The organism is Bergeyella porcorum, from assembly GCF_042427575.1.
GTDB classification, from domain to species: Bacteria; Bacteroidota; Bacteroidia; order Flavobacteriales; family Weeksellaceae; genus Bergeyella; species Bergeyella porcorum.
The window spans coordinates 70,895-91,766 of sequence record NZ_JBHMFD010000013.1; the positions used below are offsets into that span (position 1 = coordinate 70,895).

A 20,872-nucleotide genomic window follows, 5' to 3' on the forward strand; every position below is an offset into this window, starting at 1 on the left:
CATAAGTTTGAATTTAAAGACATATATTGTTAATTTATAGCTCAATACGAAATAAAATTTCTAATGCAAAATCTGAATTAAACGAATTGTTTTATTTTTTCTAATTTTCTAACCTCTAACCTTTAACCTCTAACCCTCTAACTTCTATTCTCCCCTATACACAGGCTTTCTTTTTTCTAGAAAAGCGTTCACGCCCTCTTTGAAGTCTTGGGTTTCCGAAGCCACCTGCTGAAGTTCGCTTTCTAAAGAGAGTTGTGCATCTAAGGTGTTTTGTGAGGACATAGACATTGCTCTTTTCATCAGCCCAATGGCTAGGGTAGGGGCATTGGAAAGTTGTTCCAGAATTTCAAAAGATTGACTCTCAAAATCTTCATCTGGGAATACTTTTGCTATCAATCCCAATTGCAACGCCTCAGCAGCTGAAACTTTCACCCCTGTAAAGGCAAGGTAATTAGCCATCTGCCGTCCTAAAAGACGAGGTAAGAAGTAAGTACCACCCGTATCTGGAATTAAGCCAATATTAACAAAGGCTTGAGAGAAATAAGCAGATTCTGTTGCGATGCTAAAATCACAGATGAGTGCCAGCATTGCTCCCGCACCCACCGCAGGGCCATTCACCAAAGAAATAATAGGTTTGGAGCTTTCCGCAATTTTTTTCACCAAAGGATTGTAATAATCATTCATTATAGAAGCAATGGTATCTTCGGAAAGATTGACATCTAAAATGTCTTTCAAGTTTTGCCCAGAACAAAAAGCCTTGCCGCGTCCCGATATTGCCAAACAGTGGATATGTTCCTTTCCTTCATACGCTTCTACAAACTGGTAAAGCTCTTTCAGCATTGTGCGGTTGAGGCTGTTAAAACTCTGTGGCTGATTGAGATAGGCGATGGCGATCTTCCCTTCAAAATATTCTTCTATTTCGATTTCTTGATACATACTAAAATCGTTTAGGTTTGGATTCCGAAGATAATGATTATTTTTGACATTGACGAAAGGTATTAAAATAAATAAAATCGGAAATTTTGACTTGTTTTAGAAGCGAAAACAGGTAGCTTTCGGAAATTTTGTCTTTATTTTTATATTTTTTTACGATTGTATGGTTTTTGTGCATTACCAATCGAAAATTAGAAGAAAAGTTTAAAAGTAAGGATATTTTTTAATCATTAAATCTTTTAATTTTTCAATCCTTAAATCATTTAATATTAAATAAAGTAAAGCTATGAATTTAAACCAATATACCGTAAAATCACAAGAGTCCATTCAGAAAGCACAGCAGATTGCTTTAGAATTTGGAAATCAGAGTTTAGAACCGCAACATTTGTTGGAGGGAATTTTCCAAACAGATGAGAATATCTCGTCGTTCCTATTGAAAAAATCGGAGGCAGATGCCACATTGATTAGAGAGCGAAACCGAGAAAATATTGAAAAATTACCCAAAGTAGAAGGTGGAAATCTTTATCCATCTCAGGCATTGAGCAGAATCCTTTTAGATGCTCCGAATATTGCGAAAAAAATGGGCGATGAGTTCGTTACCATAGAGCATCTTTGGTTGGCATTGATAGAAATTTCTTCGCCTGTTTCTACTTTGCTGAAAGATATGGGCGTTACTAAGTCGCTTTTGGAAGGAGGGATTAAGGAGCTTCGTAAAGGTTCAAAGGCAACTTCTGCAAGCTCGGAGGAAACTTATCAAAGTTTGAGTAAATACGCTAAAAACTTTAACGAATTGGCGGCAGAAGGAAAGCTTGATCCCGTTATCGGTAGAGATGAGGAAATCCGTAGAGTTTTGCAAATCCTTTCCCGAAGAACCAAAAACAACCCGATTTTGATAGGTGAGCCCGGGGTAGGGAAAACCGCCATTGCAGAAGGTATTGCTCACCGTATTATATCTGGTGATGTCCCTGAAAATCTGATGGATAAAACGCTTTATTCCTTAGATATGGGAGCCTTAATTGCTGGGGCAAAATATAAGGGCGAGTTTGAAGAAAGGCTAAAATCTGTGGTGAATGAAGTGATAAAATCCGATGGACAAATCATTCTTTTCATCGATGAAATTCACACCCTTGTAGGGGCTGGCGGTGGCGAAGGTGCGATGGATGCTGCCAATATCCTAAAGCCTGCCTTGGCGAGAGGAGAGTTGAGAGCCATTGGAGCGACTACTTTGAACGAATATCAAAAATATTTTGAGAAAGATAAAGCCTTGGAACGCCGTTTCCAAAAAGTAATGGTGGAAGAACCCGACACGGAATCTGCTATTTCCATCTTGAGAGGTATTAAGGATAAGTACGAGTTTCACCATAAAATCAGAATTAAAGATGAGGCGATTATCGCTGCGGTGGAGATGTCGCAACGCTATATTTCCGATCGATTTTTACCCGATAAAGCCATTGATTTGATTGATGAAGCTTCGGCAAAACTCCGTATGGAAATCAACTCCAAACCCGAAGAACTCGATGTTTTAGACCGAAAACTGATGCAGATGGAGATAGAATTGGCTGCTATTTCCCGAGAGGGTAATCAGACCAAAATAGACCATCTGAAAGAAGATATCGCCAAAGTAACCGAGCAACGCAACGAAATCAATGCGAAATGGCTTCAAGAAAAGCAAAAATCTGAAGATTTAACCCAGATAAAAAAAGATATTGAAACCTTGAAACTGGAAGCGGAAAGAGCTCAAAGACAAGGGGATTATGCTAAAGTTTCGGAAATCCAATATGGGAAACTTCGCGAAAAAGAAGAGGAACTCCAAAAATTGGAACTGGCAATGCAGAATGAGCAAAATGAGCTGGTGAAAGAGGAAGTTACTGCGGAAAATATTTCGGAAGTGATTTCTAAATGGACGGGAATTCCCGTTACGAAACTGCTTCAGAGTGAGAGAGAAAAGCTCTTGCATTTGGAGGAAGAACTTCACAAACGCGTGGTAGGGCAAGAGGAAGCTATAGAAGCGGTGGCGAACGCTATTAGAAGAAACCGTGCAGGGCTTAATGATGAGAAAAAACCAATAGGTTCATTCCTGTTTTTAGGAACTACGGGAGTAGGGAAAACAGAGCTGGCAAAGGCATTGGCGGAATTTTTGTTCGATGATGAGAATAATATGACGCGTATTGATATGAGTGAATATCAGGAACGCCATAGTGTATCCAGATTGGTGGGAGCTCCTCCGGGATATGTGGGCTATGATGAAGGAGGGCAACTGACTGAAGCAGTGCGTAGAAGACCTTATTCTGTGGTGCTTTTAGATGAGATAGAGAAGGCTCACCCAGATGTGTTCAATACTTTATTACAAGTTTTGGACGATGGGCGATTGACTGATAACAAAGGGCGAGTGGTAAATTTCAAAAACACCATTATCATTATGACCTCCAATATGGGTTCTCATTTGATTCAGGAGAATTTTGAAAACTTGAATGAAGAGAATCAGTATGAAATTGTAGAAAAAACCAAAGCGGAAGTTTTTGATTTATTGAAACAAACGCTTCGTCCAGAGTTTTTGAATAGAATAGATGAAACGGTATTGTTCCAGCCATTGAGTAAATCCGAAGTGGGCAAAATTATACATTTCCAATTGAGAAGCATCAACAAGATGTTGGAAAAACGCAATATTTTCTTAACAGCGACACAAGATGCAGTGGATTTTATCCTGAAGAAAGGTTATGACCCAAGTTTCGGTGCGAGACCATTGAAACGCGTGGTACAGCAGGAGGTTCTCAACCGATTGTCCAAAGAAGTACTCGCAGGGAATATCAACGATGGCGACCGCATTACCTTGGATTATTTCCCAGAAAGTGGATTGGTTTTTAGACCTACAGAATAATGAAAATGATTGATAATTGATAAAGAAATCCGTTTCAGAACGCTCTGAAACGGATTTTTTTGTATTCCTATAAGAGAGGAATTTTGTTTGGAAGAATTCTCAGGTTAACCATAAGACCGTTGTCTTTTAGTTTTACAACAGATGTAATATGGGTTGCCAATCCTCCTCATCATAGATGTTGTTTTCTTTGAAAAGATGTATTAATTTTTTTGCTAAATCTAAACAAGCCTCAGAGTTTTCATCTTGTGCCAACACTCCTTCAATGATTTTATTTTTTATTTCGGTAACCTGCTTATCCATTTGCTCACGGAGTTGTTGAATTTTTTTCTCGTTTTCCTCCTGCTGTTGCCGTATAGCAAGAGTATCAATAACGCAGTTCTCAAAATCGTCTATCTTTTCATCAAAATCACTCAGGCTTGTCGCAAAATCATAATGCCCATTTTCTATGGCTTTTTTTTGTGTATAATTTTTCATTTCACGCATTATATTGGGCTGGTCTTGTAGTGGAAATTGATTGATCCAATCGCTAATATCATCCCGCTCATCCTCTAAGAATGCGATGATTTCTTTTGTGTATTTTCCCATATTTCAATGTTTTTTATTATTTGTTGTAGACAAATATAAATTTTTTTGTAGACTAAGAAGCCTCCGAAAGAGCTATGAGACGGTTCAGATGGGTTTTTGTTAATAAGAAAGAATAATAAAATCCGTTTCAGAGTATTCTGAAACGGATTGCTATTAGGGTATTTAAAATTTTAGAACTTATATGAAATTCCTACTTTACCTCCGGAAGCAAAATCGCCACCTCCGAACTCAACATTAAGACCCAAGTTGTTTGTGAAGTAGTATCTAGCCCCTACCTGACCAGCAAGCCCGAATGAGGAAGAGTCACCTGAAATATCTATTCCAAGATTATTAGAAACATTGTCTTTATAAGAAACCTTGTTGTACACCAAAGAAACACCAGCGTACAAATCCCAGTTATTAGGGATATTTAAAAGTCTATTAAAGTGGTAGTTTCCGTTGGCTCCCACAGAGAACCAATTAAGCTTTTGCTCATAGCCTCCTGTTAATTTATCGGTTTTGTTTGCGAAGCTGGCTTGAGCTCCAATAGTGATATCATCGTGGATACCATAGTCTACCCCTGCATAGATAGGAAGCCCACCCCAAGAGTTGCCAAGTCCTAGTCCTGCATTAAGTTGAGTTTCTCCTTTTTGAACTCTTTGTCCGAAAGCGAATGATGCTATTGCTACAGCACCAAGTAATAATACTTTTTTCATTTTTTTTATTTAAAAATTTAATAGTTGCGAATTTATGAATTATTAATAAAAAATCAAAATGTTATCAGGCGGATTCAACCCCCAAGTGCAATTTTTAGGTTGCAAATTTATAGAATAAACTTTTGGGCTCCTCAAAATTCAATGTTAATCTAGGTTATTTATCATCATCTTTTCTCGTTTATATGCCTCATCAAAAAAAAATATCAAGGGATTAACCACTAGAAAAATTGATTTAAAACCGAATAAGTAATAATCTATGGTTTAGCCTTCTGGTAACAATACTTGCTACACCAAAAATAAATCTGATGCAATGCCATCGGCTAAAAACCAATGTTTTTCAGGGATTTTAAGATGGTTGTTCTCTACTACTAAAAGCCCATCAGCTATTTTCGCTTGGACTTCTTTTTGATAATGCCGTAATACCTCTTCTGAAAAAGCCTGTGCTAATTGTTGTAAATCTACTCCCCAAATCGTTCGCAAGCCTATCATCAGCATTTCATTGAAGCGGTCTTTTTCGGATAAAATCTCTGTCTCTAATGCTAGCCGATTGCCTTCTATCGCTTGGATATAATGCGTATTATTAGCCACATTCCAACTTCGCCTATCGCCTCCATTATAGGAATGTGCAGACGGCCCTATGCCCAGATATTCCTGATATTTCCAATAGGCTGAATTGTGCTTGGACTCAAAATTGGGTCGGCTAAAGTTAGAAATCTCATAATGAATAAAACCATTTTCCTTCAAAAAATCAGACATATAATGGAATGCCTCATTTTGCAATTGCTCCTCGGGGGATTTTACTTTTTGAGATTTCACCCAACTGTTCAAAGCCGTTTTCGGCTCCACCGTAAGGGCGTAGGAAGAGATATGAGGAATTTCTAAAGCAATGGTTTTCTGCAAATTACCTTTCCAAATTTCAAAATTAGAAGTAGGCGAGCCATAGATTAAATCAATACTAAGATTTTGAAAACCAAAATCTTGAGCCCGTTTGATGGAATCCTCTGCTTGTGAAGCATCGTGAGCTCTATTCATCAGTTTCAAATCTTCATCATAGAAACTTTGAGTTCCGATGGATAGCCTATTGATAGGCGTCTGCGAGAGTTGTTTTAAAAATCTTGAATCCAAATCATCTGGATTGGCTTCAAGGGTAATTTCTATATTTTCATCAAAGCTAAAGTATTTCAGCACCTCATCTATCAGCCTAGCAATATCTTCTCCCGAAAGCACAGAAGGCGTACCACCACCGAAATAGAGGGATTTCAAACGCTTGTCATTCAGCTCATCTTTCCTTAATTCGATTTCTTTTTTTATGGCATTTAGCATCGCATCTTTCAACTTCAGCGAAGTAGAAAAATGAAAGTTGCAATAGCTGCATTTTTGCTTACAAAACGGAATGTGAATATAAAGCATTAGATTTTAAGTTTTGAATTTTGAGTGTTGAGTTTTAAGGTTTTTTGAAGAAAGAGGAAAGAAGAAAGAGAAAAGACCACTAACTATCAACCAACTTAATAAGTGTTGAGTACTGAGTGCTGAATGTTGAGTTTTCACCATCAACCGACAACCGACGACCATCAACTAATTTTCAGTTTTGAGTGCTGAGTTTTGAAAAAAGAAGAAAGAGAAAAGACCATCAACCAACAACTATCAACCGACAACCAAATTAGTTTTGAGTTGTTTTACAATTAACCATTGACAATTAACAATTACCCCTACAGCCCTCTAATATCTAACTTCTAACATCTAATACCCAACCTATACCTAAATCCTCTTGTATTAATAAAATTCTCAAAATTATATCCAATACTCAAGGCAAAACCATTACCCAAATGCTGATGAATTTCTGACATTCCGAAACTATAAGATGCCCCAAAAGTAAACCTATTGATAGTCCCTTTGATGATAGGGGAAAGACTCAGCTGCTGCCCTCCCACTTGGTCGCGTGCTGCTCTAAAACTTACTCCCGCTGTGAAGAGATTGGTATCATTAAAGAATTTTGCCAGAAGATTTACATCTATCATTCGGGAAGAGTTGGTATTGAGATTAAGCAAAATAGAAGGTTCTACAGAGATACCTTCGGCAAACTGCCAATCATACCCCGCATTCAGAAGGTATTTGGTAGGCGTTGGCTCTATGCCATTAACAATAGCTCTATCGCTGGTAAGGGGAATATCCAATACAGAAAGTCCTCCAAAGAAATTCCTATACGAAAACTGAGCCCCGATATTATTATATGCCATAAAGACGCTATTGGTACCATCTTGAAGCAATGGGTCGCCCACTTCCTGAGGATTCAGCAAGGCTAAATCTATATTCATATTATAAAAATTGACCGCTGTACCGAATGAAAACTGGTCTTTTCTATCGCCATCATCGCTCAAAGGGATAAAATAAGACGCCCCTACCGTAATACCATTAGCAGAAATAGGCCCGTTTTGGTCTCTGAAAAAAGCAAGCCCTACGCCCAATCTATCCACTACATTGGCGTGAAGCCCTATTGTCTGCACATTAGGAGACTCCTCTGCTTTTGCAAATTGCTTATGATAAGTACCGTGGATTATCACATCATCCGTTGCTCCATAATGAGCAGGATTGAGTAAATATTGCCCTCCTAAAAGATATTGCTGATAGGTAGGCAACGACTCCTGAGCGGATAACACCCCCGCTACACAAACTAATATGAACCGAACAATAAATTTCATCTATCTAAATATTTCTAAACAAAAGTACTACTTTTTATAGGAACGCAAGCTATGGGGAATATCTAGGCTAAACGCACGGAATTATATTTTGAAGATATTTGCTAAATATATGTATTGATTATCAATGCTTTAAGATTTAGTCTTAATTGCTTTAATAGAGAATAACGAAAATGCAAATTACTAGTTATTAACGGATTATAAATTTCGTGCATTTGACCTAAATTAGAATAGAATTGGTTGATAGTTGATAGTTGTCGGTTGCTGGTTATTTGCTAAGAAGCTAGAAGGTTAGAGGTTAGAAAAAAGTCTTTTCTCTTTGTTCTTTCCTCTTTCTTCAATGACCAAAAACTAAAATTTAATTTGCTCATTTCCAAAAAAGTATTACCTTTGCTCCATTCTTATGAGACACAATATCCACATATTACAACAAAAAAATACAAAAAACCACCTCAATAATTTGGTAGTTTCGGATAATTGTGTAAACACACACACACACACACACACACACACACAGACTCACCGTCGCTATATCTTAGTATAGACGCGTGCCTGTGCGTATTTTACAAAAATAATTTTGAAATAAAAAATAAGCCCAAAAAATATTTTTTGGGCTATTCTGCTATCCAAAAGCTTTCTTCCCCCTTTCCCCCCCGAATATCCCCCTTTCCCCCGAAGGGGGAAGGATTGGTTGTCAGCTGATGGAAATAAGGGGGAATGGACAGAAGCTTTGCGAAACCCTTTGCGAACCTTGCGGTAATAGATATTTCACCGCCAAGACGCGAAGTTGGTTGATGGTTGACGGTTGTCGGTAGTTCCCCCCTTCGGGGGTTAGGGGGATAAAAACAAAAAAAATAATAATATTAGCGTCTTTGCCCCCTTCGGGGGACAGGGGGCTTGTCAGGGGGCTGTTCTTCGGGGGACAGCGGGATTAGAATAAGAAAAGCTAAGAGGCTAGCACACTGATAGAGCGTTAAAAGAAGGAAAAAATGATTTTTTCGTTCGTGTTTAAAAAGTTAATAAAGTTGTGTATTAAAAGTTTTATCAGACTAGCCTCTTTTTTTTAAATGGTCGTTGATTAATTATTAATTGTCAATGGTTAATTGTAAACTAACTCAACACCCAGCACTCAAAACTGAAAATTAGTTGATGGTTGATGGTTGTCGGTTGATGGTGAAAACTCAAAACTCAGCACTCAACACTCAAAACTTAGGAAATATAATGTTTAATATATAATTTAAAACCAATTTAAGATGAAAAAACAGTTTATTTTAGTGGGAATGTTGGCAGTAGGATATGCCAGTGCCCAAAGCAATGACCCTTATGAAGGCAGAGTAGGGATTAATACAATGACGCCAAGTGCTACACTCAACATCAAATCTTTAACAGGAACTGATGCCACTACCAAAAATTTTGAATTGGAAAATGCCAGTGGAACCAAGATGGTAACTGTATTGGATAATGGGAATGTAGGAATAGGAACTGATGCACCAGCAGAAAAACTAAATGTAGTAGGAGGTATTAGATCTACGGGAAGTAGTAACATTGGAGGTTATTTAGATTTAGAAAACACTTTAAAAACTGGAGAGACAGAAGGAGCAAGATGGAGGCTTTATAATATGACTGATAAGAATACTGCAGTTACAATATATACACCAGGTCTTCATTTTTGGAACTATTCTTACTCTACTACCCAACCTAACATAGGTTCTAAAATGCTATTGACTGATGATGGTAATTTAGGGATTGGATTAGGTTCAAGAGGAGTTCCTTCTGAAAAATTACACGTAGGAGGAGGAGCAAGAATCCAGTCTTTAGCAGGCACAGGCGATAGAGTAGTATTAGCCGATGCTACGGGGGTATTGAAGACAGGAACACTACCAACAACCTCCATCAGTGGAGCAGGCAATCTTACAGGTACAGGCATTACCGTGGGTAACGGTGCTGGCGCAACGCTGAAAAATGTGACATTGGCAATTGCCGATAACGCGATTACCAGTGCGAAGATAGCCGATGGACAGGTAGCGTTGGCAGATTTAGCAGCAAACTCAGTGGATTCTTCTAAGATTGTAGACAAGTCTATAGTAGCCGCCGACCTCAACCAAATGGGAGCTACCAATGGACAGGTATTAAAATGGAATGGAACAGCGTGGGCACCCGCAGCGGATGCTAATACGGCAGATACGAGTATTTATGCTAATAATGGCACTTTAACAGGAGCCAGAACCGTGAATCAAAATGGGAATAATCTAATGTTTACAGGAACGGGTAATGTAGGTATTGGAACGAATGTTCCAGCAGCGAAGTTAGACGTAGCAGGAAATATGAGAGTTCAGGTAGCAGGAGGGCAATGGATTACTGGTAAAACAGGTACGCAAGGGATTACTTCAGCTACGAAATTGTCTAATAGTTATCATCCATTCCTAAGACAAGAAACCCAGAATGGACATTTTGTGAGCCTTGGAGGTCTTGGAGATAATTTTGGTTTCTATGGTTATTTGGCAGATAGAACCACCAACGGTTATGACCACAGTTTTCTGATGAATTTAAGCACGGGGAATATCGGTATCAATGCTAATCCAGATGCTACTAATAAACTTTATGTAAATGGAAGCACAAGAATCCAGTCTTTAGCAGGTACAGGAGATGGAATGGTGGTAGCGGATGCTAATGGGGTGCTGAAAAGAGGAACAGGTGGTGCTGGTGTAAGTGTACCAGGTACTTCTGGAGTAAATGTAGAGGTAGGGGGTATGATTTTAGATAATATAGATTGTACTCAATCAAGATTAGGTTGGGAAATTGCAATGAATACTGGTAGGGTTATGGTTTGTGTAAGAAATCACAATGGAAAATCCGTTTGGATTAGGGCAAACTTTTCTACAAATGCTCTATATGAATGGAGTGAATGGTTAGAGATGAAAGAGGATGTTTGTGTGAATCGTTCTGATAATAATAATTGTGGGGCTTGGGTAAGAAATACTAATGTTGCATGGGGAATTAGAATTAAGTAGGAAAGATTTATTATGATATAAATGTATTAGAGCATGTTCCTCTTTTTGGGAAAAATAGAAAGAATAAATTTTTATTAAAACAAAGTATTATGAGCAAACTCAATGCGTGGTTAAGACCCAACCTCTTAACCGAAGACCAAAGTGATTTTGTGGCAACGCCCGTAGTGGTGGGTAGTGTAGGCGTTGCAGAGATAGTAGCCGCCCTCATCAAAGAGGGTATGGAGATAAAGGCAGAGACCGCTATAGATATCATCTCCCGTTTCAATCGCAAGACTGCAGAGATGGTAGCCAGTGGGTATAGCATTAATACAGGTTTGGTCTTGATGCGGCCTGCCATCAAGGGGGTGTTTCATAGCAAATCTTGGGACGCAGAGAAGCACTCGGTGTACATCAATATCAATCAAGGAGCCTTGCTAAGGAAGGAGATTGCTCAGCTCAAAGTAGAAATCCTCGGTGAGCAATCTAGCCCAATGAGTTTGTTCAGCATTACAGATAAATCTACGGGTAAGAGCGATGGTACGCTTACGGTGGGCAAAAATGCAGAGATACGAGGGACTTACATCAAGATTTCAGGCGACCACGCAGAGAATGGCATCTACTTCACCAATGTAGAAACCCAAGCCAAGGTAAAAGTAGAGGCAAGTGATATCGTGCTGAATGAGCCTTCGCGTTTGCTTATTTTGGTACCAGAGCTTTCGGCGGGCACCTATGAGCTGAGCGTTACTACGCAGAGCAGTACCAATAATACTTTGCTAAAGGAGCCACGCACAGATATTTTAGGGATTAATATTGTGATTTCATAGAGACTCAGTACTTACCTATACGGATATGCCGTATAGAGCAGTACAGACACTCCGTACAGCACTGTACGGAGTGTCTAACTTTTTGGGGGCAGTTCATCCCCCGAAGGGGAAACTACCATCAACTGACAACTGTCAACCAATTTGAGTTGGTTTACAATTAACAATTAATAATTAACCATTAACAATCAGCCATCAACTGTCAACCAAACTCAAGTTTTGAGTGCTGAGTTTTGAGTTTTGAGTTCACCATCAACTGTCAACCAATTTTAAGTGCTGAGTGCTGAGTGCTGAGTTTTTTTTTGAAAAAAGAGAAAAGAAGAAAGAGAAAAGACTTTTTTCTAACCTCTAACCTCTAACTTTCTAGCTTCTTAGCAAATAACCGACAACCATCAACTGTCAACCAATTTGAGTTAGTTTACAATTAATAATTTACAATCAACCATTAACCGACAACTATCAACTAACTTTCATATCTTTGCACTATGATACGAATTACCAAAATCTTTACTTTTGAAACAGCTCACGTGTTATATAACTACGATGGCAAATGCAAGAATATGCACGGACATTCTTATAAATTGTTTGTAACCGTAAAGGGAACCCCCATTAATGATGTGGAGCATCCCAAAAACGGAATGGTGGTGGATTTTGGCGACATCAAAAAGATTGTAAAAGAAGAAATTGTAGATGTGTGGGATCACGCGGTGCTCATCAATGCCGTGTCGCCACATAAGGCATTGGGAGAAGATTTGGAGCAAAAAGGGCATAAGGTCATCTATTGCAATTTTCAACCAACTTGCGAGAATATGCTCTACGAGATTGCACGAAAAATCCAAAGCCAACTCACAGGCGGGGTACAATTGGCCTACCTTAAACTCCACGAAACCGAGAACTCCTATGGAGAATGGTTTGCCGAGGAAAATTAAAATACCCTCACATTATAAGATTATATTTAGCAATGCTTAAAATTCAATTATCGCCAGATAAAAAAGTGTATTTCTGCTCAGACCAGCATTTTGGAGCACCCACACCCCAAGAAAGCAAAGCCAGAGAAGAGCGGTTTATCCGCTGGCTCAATGAAATAAAAACCGATGCCCAAGTCCTATTTCTGATGGGTGATTTGTTTGATTTTTGGCACGAATGGCAGTATGTGGTTCCCAAAGGCTATGTGCGGCTCTTAGGAAAACTGGCAGAGCTGAAAGATGCTGGCGTTGAGATGTATTTCTTCGTAGGCAATCACGATTTGTGGATGAAAGATTACTTTCAAGAGGAGCTGGGGATACCTGTTTTCTTTGAAAAACAATACTTTGAAATCAATGGGAAGCGGTTTCTATTGGCTCACGGTGATGGGCTAGGGCCAGGCGATAAAGGCTATAAGAGGATGAAAAAACTCTTTACCAATCCGCTAGCTCAGTGGGCGTTTCGCTGGTTGCACCCTGATATAGCAATGAAAATTGCAATGTACCTCTCTCAAAAAAATAAAATGATTTCTGGTGAAGAAGATAAAGCGTTTTTGGGAGAAGATAAGGAGTTTCTGATTCTTTATTCCAAAGAAAAACTAAAACATCAGCATATAGATTACTTTGTATTTGGGCATCGGCATTTGCCAATGGTGCTGAAACTGAACGAAACTTCCCAATACATCAACCTTGGTGATTGGATTTCTTATAACACTTTTGGCGTTTTTGAAAAAGAATTTGAACTAAAAACCTTTGAAGATAAATAGCTTATCGTGATTAATATTTTCAATATAAAAAATGCAGTAGAATTTGAGCAGGCTTGCTTAGAAACCTTTCGCTATCAGTATGATAATGTGGAGGTATATCGCAAGTTTGTAGATTTTCTCAATATCCATCCTTCGGAAGTAGCTGCGGTGGAGGGAATTCCGTTTCTGCCGATTGAAATCTTTAAAAATCACAAGGTTTTAGATGGAAATTTCAACGCAGAACATTATTTTCAAAGCTCAGGAACTACCCAGATACAGACGCGTTCCAAGCATTATATAGCAGATTTCACCCTCTATGAAACTAGTATTGCTAAGAGTTTTGAGCAGTTCATCGGCAGGGTAGAAGATTTTGTTTTCCTAGGGCTTTTGCCCAATTATTCTGAAAACCCACACTCCTCACTCATCTATATGGTAGATTTCCTGATGAAGCAATCTGCCCATCAAGAAAACGGCTATTACCTCTATAATCACGCTGAACTATTGGAAACTCTGCAGCGGCTGAAGGGTAAAAAAGTATTGCTCTTTGGGGTATCGTTTGCTCTTTTGGATTTTTTAGACTTCTTGGAAAACAAGAAATTGTTTTTATCTGAAAATCCCGATTTAACCCTGATAGAAACTGGTGGAATGAAAGGTAGAAAGGAAGAAATGACCAAAGATGAATTGCTGGAAATCTTGCAAACAGGCTTTGGGACTCAGCGGATTTTTTCGGAATATTCTATGACGGAACTGCTCTCTCAGGCTTATTCTCTTGGGCAAAATATCTATGAAACACCACAATGGATGCGGGTGATGATAAGAAATACAGAAAACCCCTTTGCGTATGTAGAGCAGGGGAGAACGGGAGCCATCAATATTATTGATTTGGCAAATCGCCATTCTTGTGCGTTTATTGCGACGCAAGATTTAGGAAAGATTGATGCTATAAAAGGTAAAATCAGTTGGCAACCGAGTTTTCAGGTTTTAGGCAGAATAGACCATTCAGATATTAGAGGGTGTAGTTTGTTGGTTTCATAATAAAATAATATCCACAGAATTTCTGCGGATATTGTTTATTGATGTTGTATTTTGGGGTTTACCAACTTCCAGAGGCTCCTCCACCTCCGAAACTTCCGCCTCCCCCAAAGCCCCCAAAACCGCCACTGCCAGAGCTTCCGCTACCAAAACCTCCGCCCATAGGAAATGGGAAAAATCCACCGGGGTAACTTCTTCGCCCTCTTCGCGAGATAATGACATCGTCATCATCGTTATTATTACGGGAGATAATCACCAATAGAATCACGATAACGAGGAGAATGATGAATACTTGTAGAGGGGAAAATTCATCATTGCTTTGTTTTTTTACAGGTTTAAATTTCCCTTGCACGGTTTCTATTATCGCGGTGGTGCCTCGGTCGATACCTTCGTACCAGTGGCCTTGTTTAAAATGAGGTGTTACGATATAGTCTAAAATCTGTCCTGCAACCGAGGCGGTAAGGTGTTGCTCTACGGCTCTACCTTGCTGTATGGACATCGTTCTATCCTCGGTGGCAATGAGGAAAACTACGCCATTATTAATATCTTTTTGTCCAATTTTCCAAGTTTCTCCGAACTGCCACGCTACAAAATTGACATCTTCCCCTTTGGTAGAAGGGATGATGATGACTTCAATTTCTGTGGAGGTGGAGTCCGCAAAACGAATCAGTTTTTCGTTGAGTTGTTTTTTTTCTTGCTCGGTTAGTAGGCCTACTTCATCATATACAGGATAGAGTAGGGCGGGCTTCTTTGGTACAACATATTGTGCTGGAAGCCAGATTCCAAGCAAAAAGAATAATGAAAATAAAAAAGGTTTAAGAGAATGTAATCTCATCAGATAATTCATTCACAGGGTTATCATTAGTAGGAAAAAATTGTTTTAATTCTTTCCCGGTTTTTAAGATAGCATCTTTCAGGGCGTTGAAATAGTTTCCTTTAGCAAATTCGGCAGTGAGTGTATCGTGCAGGTGGTCCCAAAACTCTTGATGCACTTTCTGGTGGATACCCTCATCTCCTATGATGGTGAGGTATTTTTTTTCAAAATTGATGTGAAATAATACGCCATTTCTTTCAGCGGTTTTATGCATACACAATGTTTTAAAAACCTCAAAGGCAACATTGGCATTATTGCACTCGGTGTTAGAATCAATATGAACTCTAATTTCCCCCGTAGTGAAACGCTCTGCCATCTGAATAGCTTCCACAAGGGAAGCTATTTCTGTATCTGTAAGGAATTTACCCATAGCATCTTTTTAGTTGGTAAACACTTCAGGAGCTTTCTCTGCACCAGCCGCTGCTTTGAAGTAAGGTTTCTCTCTAAAGTTGGTAAAATTTGCCAAGATATTGTTTGGGAATCGTTTTACCTCATTGTTATACGCTTGTACAGCACCGTTGTAATTAACGGTTTCCGCACGGATGCTATTTTCTATGGCAATATATTCTCTTTGGAAATTGATATACTGCTGGTCGGCTTTTAGGTTAGGATATTGCTCCACTACAGCCATTAGTCGACTCAATGCACCAGATAGTTCACCTTGTGCCGCTTGGAATCTTGCCATATCAGCCTCCGTCATATTGGTAGGGTCTACGGTGATGGAAGTTGCTTTAGAACGGGCTTCAATCACTTGGGTTAAAGTTTCTTTTTCAAACTGAGCGTAAGATTTCACGGTGCGTTCCAAATTAGGAATAAGATTGGCTCTTTTTTGATAAACGGTTTCCACATTAGACCATTTGCTATTGACATTTTGCTCTTGGGTAACGAAGGTATTATAACCGTTTTTTCCCCAGAAGAATAATACTGCACCGATGATTAATAGAGCGATACCAATGGTACCCGCACTCATACATCCTTTGTTTTTCATAATATAAAAGTATTTTAATTGTTTAATGATTCTCCTTCAAACTGAGTGTAAGATTTCGCGGTGCGTTCCAAATTAGGAATAAGATTGGCTCTTTTTTGATAAACGGTTTCCACATTAGACCATTTGCTATTGACATTTTGTTCTTGGGTAACGAAGGTATTATAACCGTTTTTTCCCCAGAAGAATAATACTGCACCGATGATTAATAGAGCGATACCAATGGTGCCCGCACTCATACATCCTTTCATAATATAAAAGTATTTTAATTGTTTAATGATTCCTCAAATATACAAATTATATGCTATTTTTGCGAAAAAGCAAAAAAAATGATAACAATTGTAGTAGCAATGGGGCTCAATAATGAGATAGGGAATCAAAATCAGTTGCTTTGGCATCTGCCAAAAGATTTGAAACATTTTAAGGAACTTACTTCTGGGCATCCAGTAGTAATGGGCAGAAAGACTTACGAAAGCATCGGAAAACCACTACCCAACCGAACCAATATTGTAGTTTCTAGAAAGGAAGATTGGTTTGAAGAGGGAATTCTTATTGTAGGAACTTTGAAGGAAGCCTTGAAATTTGCAAAGAAGATTGATGAGGATTTTTTCATCCTTGGAGGAGGAAATATCTATGAGCAAACCATCGGATTAGCAGATAGGTTGGAGGTTACCTTAGTAAATACCACAATGGGAGCCGATACATTTTTCCCTAAAATAGATGAAAATGAATGGATGAAAGTAGATGAAACTTTCCACGAAAAAGATGATAAGAATGCGTATGATATGTATTTTCAGACTTGGGAACGGAAGGTGAATCTGTAAGGCTTTCCCTTTCAAAATTGAAACACTTACTGTATCTTTGCAAATCAAAATTTTAAGTATGAATAAAATCGTAAAGCTTGTTATCGCTGCTATAATGATTGGTCTGGGAATTTATATGATGTTTTTCACTCGGCAAGTAGGCTGGGGCGTTGTCGTTTTTTTACTTTCAGCATTCCCTATATTGCTATATTTTAAGAACGAATATATTCTTCTTGCTTTTTGGCAATTGAGAAAACAGAAAATGAATGAAGCTGCCCAATGGCTTTCTAAAATTACCAATTATCAATCTCAGCTTCATCGCTCTCAGTATGGTTATTTTCATTATTTACAAGGGTTGACATTGGCTCAAGACCAGCCAGCAAAAATAGAACCTTTGATGAAAAAAGCATTGGAGTACGGGCTCAATATGAAGCACGATAGAGCTATGGCAAACCTAAACTTGGCGGCAGTGGCCATCTCTAAAGGAAGAAAACAAGAGGGGCAAAAGTTGCTAGAAGAGGCTAAAAGATTGGACACAGCAGGGATGATGACCGAGCAAATTAAAATGATGAAAGACCAGCTGAAAATGCCATCTATGCAAAAACATATGCACAATCCTCATATGAGACAAAGAGGAAAGTATTTTTAGATGCTAAATTGCTAGACTTTTGCGCTTAAATTCGCCAAAATCTGTTTTTTTGTTCTACAAACAAATTATCCGAATTTCCGCGCAATGTACGTTTCAGGCTGCCTGAAAAGAAATTTATTTAGTAAAATCAAAGGATAATTTATGTTAAATAAGTTAAAAATCGGCACATTATTATTGCTGACATTAACGGCTTGTTCGCCCAATTCTGTTCATTCGGTAACGTCTAATCCGCAGCCTGCTAGTGCGCCTGTGCAACAATCAGCCACACAAGCCACCTTTCAACAGACTTTGGCGAATTTGGAACAGCAGTATCAAGCCCGAATTGGCGTTTATGTATGGGATACAGAAACGGGACATTCTTTGTCTTATCGTGCAGATGAACGCTTTGCTTATGCGTCCACTTTCAAGGCGTTGTTGGCTGGGGCGGTGTTGCAATCGCTGCCTGAAAAAGATTTAAATCGTACCATTTCATATAGCCAAAAAGATTTGGTTAGTTATTCTCCCGAAACCCAAAAATACGTTGGCAAAGGCATGACGATTGCCCAATTATGTGAAGCAGCCGTGCGGTTTAGCGACAACAGCGCGACCAATTTGCTGCTCAAAGAATTGGGTGGCGTGGAACAATATCAACGTATTTTGCGACAATTAGGCGATAACGTAACCCATACCAATCGGCTAGAACCCGATTTAAATCAAGCCAAACCCAACGATATTCGTGATACGAGTACACCCAAACAAATGGCGATGAATTTAAATGCGTATTTATTGGGCAACACATTAACCGAATCGCAAAAAACGATTTTGTGGAATTGGTTGGACAATAACGCAACAGGCAATCCATTGATTCGCGCTGCTACGCCAACATCGTGGAAAGTGTACGATAAAAGCGGGGCGGGTAAATATGGTGTACGCAATGATATTGCGGTGGTTCGCATACCAAATCGCAAACCGATTGTGATGGCAATCATGAGTACGCAATTTACCGAAGAAGCCAAATTCAACAATAAATTAGTAGAAGATGCAGCAAAGCAAGTATTTCATACTTTACAGCTCAACTAACAAATTCATTTTGTTAGAAAAAGTGAAAATTTAGGGGCTGAATTTACAATCCAAGTGCAACAAAAAAAGAAGTACTCATCAACTAGAATATAATTTTGTTTCCACACAAAAACCACTTCCAAATGATGAGTACTTCCTACCGACATCTTACAATAAACGAGCGAGAAAAGATAATGATTTTACTCGCACAGGGCAAAAAACAAGCAGAAATTGCCAAAGCACTGGGACGTAGCTCCAGCACCATTTCTCGCGAGCTGAAACGACACGCTCTAGAAAGCTACAGTGCAACGAACGCACAAAACAGCTATTTGAAGCATCGTCAAAATAGCAAAGCACAGCGCAAATTAGAGCAGCCTGAATATTTCAATTTGGTGCAAGAAAAGTTTCTGACAGAAAACTGGTCGCCCGAACAAATCAGCGCACGATTAAAATTGGAAAAATCTGAATTATCCATTAGTTATTCAACCATTTATCGTGGTATTTATTCAGGGTTGTTTGATATAGGCGAACGCAAAGCCAGTCGCAAACTGCGCCACAAAGGCAAAACACGGCATACAAAAAATCATCATGAAAAACGTGGCAAAATTCAGATATCCAACCATTTGAACGACCGTCCCATTTCGGCGCAAAATCGCAGTCGCTTTGGACATTGGGAAGCCGATACCGTACTGGGTAAAGCGGGTGGAGCTTGTTTGCTGACGCTGACGGAACGCAAAAGTCGTTTTGAGTTGGTGAAGAAAATTCCTGCCAAAAAAGCCGAAGCTGTCCAAAAAGTCATGATTGAATTGCTTGATTCACATATATTACGGTCAATTACACCAGACCGTGGTAAAGAATTTGCCCAACATCGTTTGGTAACAGAAGCACTGGGCGTAGAATTTTACTTCCCCGAGCCACATCAACCATGGACACGGGGAACGAATGAAAATACAAATGGGTTACTTCGTGAATATTTCCCGAAGCAACAAGACATCAATCAGTGGAGCGAAGTTGATATTCAACAGGTGATCAATAAACTGAATTTACGACCACGTAAATGTTTAGGTTGGAAAACACCTTATGAAGTTTACTTCAAAAAATCGTTGCACTTGGTTTGACAATTCAAGATAGAAAAAAAATAGAACATCATAAAAGCATTTTGGATTTAAATCTGAGATGCTTTTTTATTTAAGTTGGTGCTAGATTATTATTAATATCCTATAGAAGCCCTTTATGATGATATAAATGACCTTTTGGGTGAAAAATACTAGTATTTTAATCTTAAAAACGACCAAAAAGGCGTAAAGAACGACTAAAATGATGCTCCGAAAGGGAGTAGAGGTGAATGGAAATCTAAATCTCAACTTTTTTATTTACTTTTACGGCGTAAAAATTTAATAGAATTAATGTCCCTTCAAATCATCAATCTTACCAAGACATTTAAAGACCAAGTGGCTTTAAATAATATCAATATCAAGATAGAACATAATGAAATCATCGGGCTATTAGGCCCTAATGGTGCAGGAAAATCTACGCTGATGAAATCCATTGCAGGAATATTGGAGATTGAAGAAGGGCAAATATTGCTGGATGGGCAATCTATTACGGAAAAACCTTTGGAAAGTAAGAAAACCATCGGTTTTTTACCAGAAAACAATCCTCTGTATCACGAGATGTATGTGAGAGAGTATCTGCAATTTGTAGCGGATATTCATAAAATTTCTTCTCATAGAGTGGAGGAGGTAATCGTCTTGGTGGGCATTACGCCAGAAAAATCTAAGAAAATAGGGCAACTATCCAAAGGGTATAAACAACGGGTAGGGCTGGCACAAGCCATATTGCACGAACCTAATTTGCTTATTTTAGATGAACCAACCAATGGGCTAGACCCTAATCAGATAGTGGAAATACGCAATGTCATCAAGGAAATAGGAAAACAAAAAACGGTAATCCTTTCCACTCATATTATGCAAGAAGTAGAGGCTCTTTGTTCCCGTGTAATCCTGATTCATCAGGGGAACATTATCCAAGATTGCCCTATAGAGGCGTTTAAAAATCAATTCCAAAGTTTGGAAGAGGCATTTCAGTTTTATACCAATTGAGAAAAAGGAGGAAAGAGCAAAGAAGAAAGAAGAATGATTTGACTTTTTTGTAGTTTGGCTTTTTGCTCTTTCTTCTTTACTCT

General features: G+C 38.8%; 19 protein-coding genes and 1 pseudogene. 11 read left to right on the forward strand and 9 right to left on the reverse strand.

Annotated elements, in window-relative coordinates:
- Positions 1-144: 144 nt before the first annotated feature.
- Positions 145-936: an enoyl-CoA hydratase/isomerase family protein gene (locus ACFFUE_RS08440; protein ID WP_376834399.1), complete on the reverse strand. Its 792-nt coding sequence runs from the start codon at positions 934-936 to the stop codon at positions 145-147.
- A 283-nt stretch (positions 937-1,219) separates the two neighbouring features.
- Here ACFFUE_RS08440 and clpB point away from each other — a divergent pair, with 283 nt between their 5' ends.
- A complete protein-coding gene (clpB, locus tag ACFFUE_RS08445) occupies positions 1,220-3,811 on the forward strand; it encodes an ATP-dependent chaperone ClpB (protein ID WP_376834401.1) in 2,592 nt (863 codons plus the stop codon).
- 132 nt (positions 3,812-3,943) lie between these two features.
- On the opposite strand, the gene ACFFUE_RS08450 is transcribed toward clpB, so the two are convergent.
- The 4 genes from ACFFUE_RS08450 to ACFFUE_RS08465 form a co-directional block, all read right to left on the reverse strand.
- Positions 3,944-4,396 (reverse strand): hypothetical protein, encoded by a 453-nt coding sequence (locus ACFFUE_RS08450; RefSeq protein ID WP_376834403.1) that lies wholly within the window; start codon positions 4,394-4,396, stop codon positions 3,944-3,946.
- A 170-nt stretch (positions 4,397-4,566) separates the two neighbouring features.
- On the reverse strand, positions 4,567-5,091 hold the full coding sequence (locus ACFFUE_RS08455; protein ID WP_376834405.1) for an outer membrane protein: 525 nt from the start codon (positions 5,089-5,091) through the stop codon (positions 4,567-4,569).
- Between the two features lie 285 nt (positions 5,092-5,376).
- Positions 5,377-6,501, reverse strand: coding sequence for a radical SAM family heme chaperone HemW (gene hemW, locus ACFFUE_RS08460; RefSeq protein WP_376834407.1), 1,125 nt, complete (start codon positions 6,499-6,501; stop codon positions 5,377-5,379).
- A gap of 323 nt (positions 6,502-6,824) precedes the next feature.
- The gene (locus ACFFUE_RS08465; protein WP_376834409.1) at positions 6,825-7,790 is read right to left on the reverse strand and encodes a PorP/SprF family type IX secretion system membrane protein; all 966 of its coding nucleotides are present in this window, start codon (positions 7,788-7,790) and stop codon (positions 6,825-6,827) included.
- Between the two features lie 1,250 nt (positions 7,791-9,040).
- Here ACFFUE_RS08465 and ACFFUE_RS08470 point away from each other — a divergent pair.
- From ACFFUE_RS08470 to ACFFUE_RS08490, 5 genes are all read left to right on the forward strand, one after another.
- Positions 9,041-10,798 (forward strand): autotransporter outer membrane beta-barrel domain-containing protein, encoded by a 1,758-nt coding sequence (locus tag ACFFUE_RS08470; protein ID WP_376834411.1) that lies wholly within the window; start codon positions 9,041-9,043, stop codon positions 10,796-10,798.
- An 89-nt stretch (positions 10,799-10,887) separates the two neighbouring features.
- Entirely contained in the window at positions 10,888-11,601 is a 714-nt protein-coding gene (locus tag ACFFUE_RS08475) for a DNA-binding domain-containing protein (protein WP_376834413.1), read from the forward strand.
- Positions 11,602-12,083: 482 nt separating this feature from the next.
- Entirely contained in the window at positions 12,084-12,527 is a 444-nt protein-coding gene (gene queD, locus ACFFUE_RS08480; protein WP_376834415.1) for a 6-carboxytetrahydropterin synthase QueD, read from the forward strand.
- A gap of 32 nt (positions 12,528-12,559) precedes the next feature.
- A complete protein-coding gene (locus ACFFUE_RS08485; protein WP_376834417.1) occupies positions 12,560-13,327 on the forward strand; it encodes a UDP-2,3-diacylglucosamine diphosphatase in 768 nt (255 codons plus the stop codon).
- 6 nt (positions 13,328-13,333) lie between these two features.
- Positions 13,334-14,341, forward strand: a complete 1,008-nt coding sequence (locus ACFFUE_RS08490) for a LuxE/PaaK family acyltransferase (protein ID WP_376834419.1) — start codon at positions 13,334-13,336, stop codon at positions 14,339-14,341.
- 58 nt (positions 14,342-14,399) lie between these two features.
- Here ACFFUE_RS08490 and ACFFUE_RS08495 read toward each other — a convergent pair whose 3' ends face one another.
- The 4 genes and pseudogenes from ACFFUE_RS08495 to ACFFUE_RS08510 form a co-directional block, all read right to left on the reverse strand.
- Complete coding sequence (locus ACFFUE_RS08495; protein ID WP_376834421.1) at positions 14,400-15,173, reverse strand: TPM domain-containing protein; 774 nt, start codon at positions 15,171-15,173, stop codon at positions 14,400-14,402.
- Positions 15,154-15,582: a TPM domain-containing protein gene (locus ACFFUE_RS08500; protein WP_376834423.1), complete on the reverse strand. Its 429-nt coding sequence runs from the start codon at positions 15,580-15,582 to the stop codon at positions 15,154-15,156. The genes ACFFUE_RS08495 and ACFFUE_RS08500 overlap by 20 nt, the downstream gene beginning before the upstream one ends.
- A 9-nt stretch (positions 15,583-15,591) precedes the next feature.
- Positions 15,592-16,200, reverse strand: coding sequence for a LemA family protein (locus ACFFUE_RS08505; RefSeq protein WP_376834425.1), 609 nt, complete (start codon positions 16,198-16,200; stop codon positions 15,592-15,594).
- A 23-nt stretch (positions 16,201-16,223) separates the two neighbouring features.
- Positions 16,224-16,436 (reverse strand): annotated as a pseudogene (locus ACFFUE_RS08510) (LemA family protein); the annotation flags it as partial.
- A gap of 90 nt (positions 16,437-16,526) precedes the next feature.
- On the opposite strand from ACFFUE_RS08510, the gene ACFFUE_RS08515 reads away from it, so the two are divergent.
- From ACFFUE_RS08515 to ACFFUE_RS08535, 5 genes are all read left to right on the forward strand, one after another.
- Positions 16,527-17,021, forward strand: a complete 495-nt coding sequence (locus tag ACFFUE_RS08515; protein WP_376834427.1) for a dihydrofolate reductase — start codon at positions 16,527-16,529, stop codon at positions 17,019-17,021.
- Between the two features lie 58 nt (positions 17,022-17,079).
- Positions 17,080-17,649, forward strand: a complete 570-nt coding sequence (locus ACFFUE_RS08520) for a DUF2892 domain-containing protein (RefSeq protein WP_376834430.1) — start codon at positions 17,080-17,082, stop codon at positions 17,647-17,649.
- Positions 17,650-17,790: 141 nt separating this feature from the next.
- On the forward strand, positions 17,791-18,708 hold the full coding sequence (locus tag ACFFUE_RS08525; RefSeq protein ID WP_005618523.1) for a broad-spectrum class A beta-lactamase ROB-1: 918 nt from the start codon (positions 17,791-17,793) through the stop codon (positions 18,706-18,708).
- Between the two features lie 122 nt (positions 18,709-18,830).
- Positions 18,831-19,805 carry an IS30-like element ISApl1 family transposase gene (locus ACFFUE_RS08530; protein WP_376834436.1) on the forward strand — a complete coding sequence of 325 codons (975 nt, stop codon included), beginning with the start codon at positions 18,831-18,833 and terminating at the stop codon, positions 19,803-19,805.
- Positions 19,806-20,093: 288 nt separating this feature from the next.
- The gene (locus ACFFUE_RS08535; protein ID WP_376834438.1) at positions 20,094-20,789 is read left to right on the forward strand and encodes an ABC transporter ATP-binding protein; all 696 of its coding nucleotides are present in this window, start codon (positions 20,094-20,096) and stop codon (positions 20,787-20,789) included.
- Positions 20,790-20,872 lie beyond the last annotated feature (83 nt).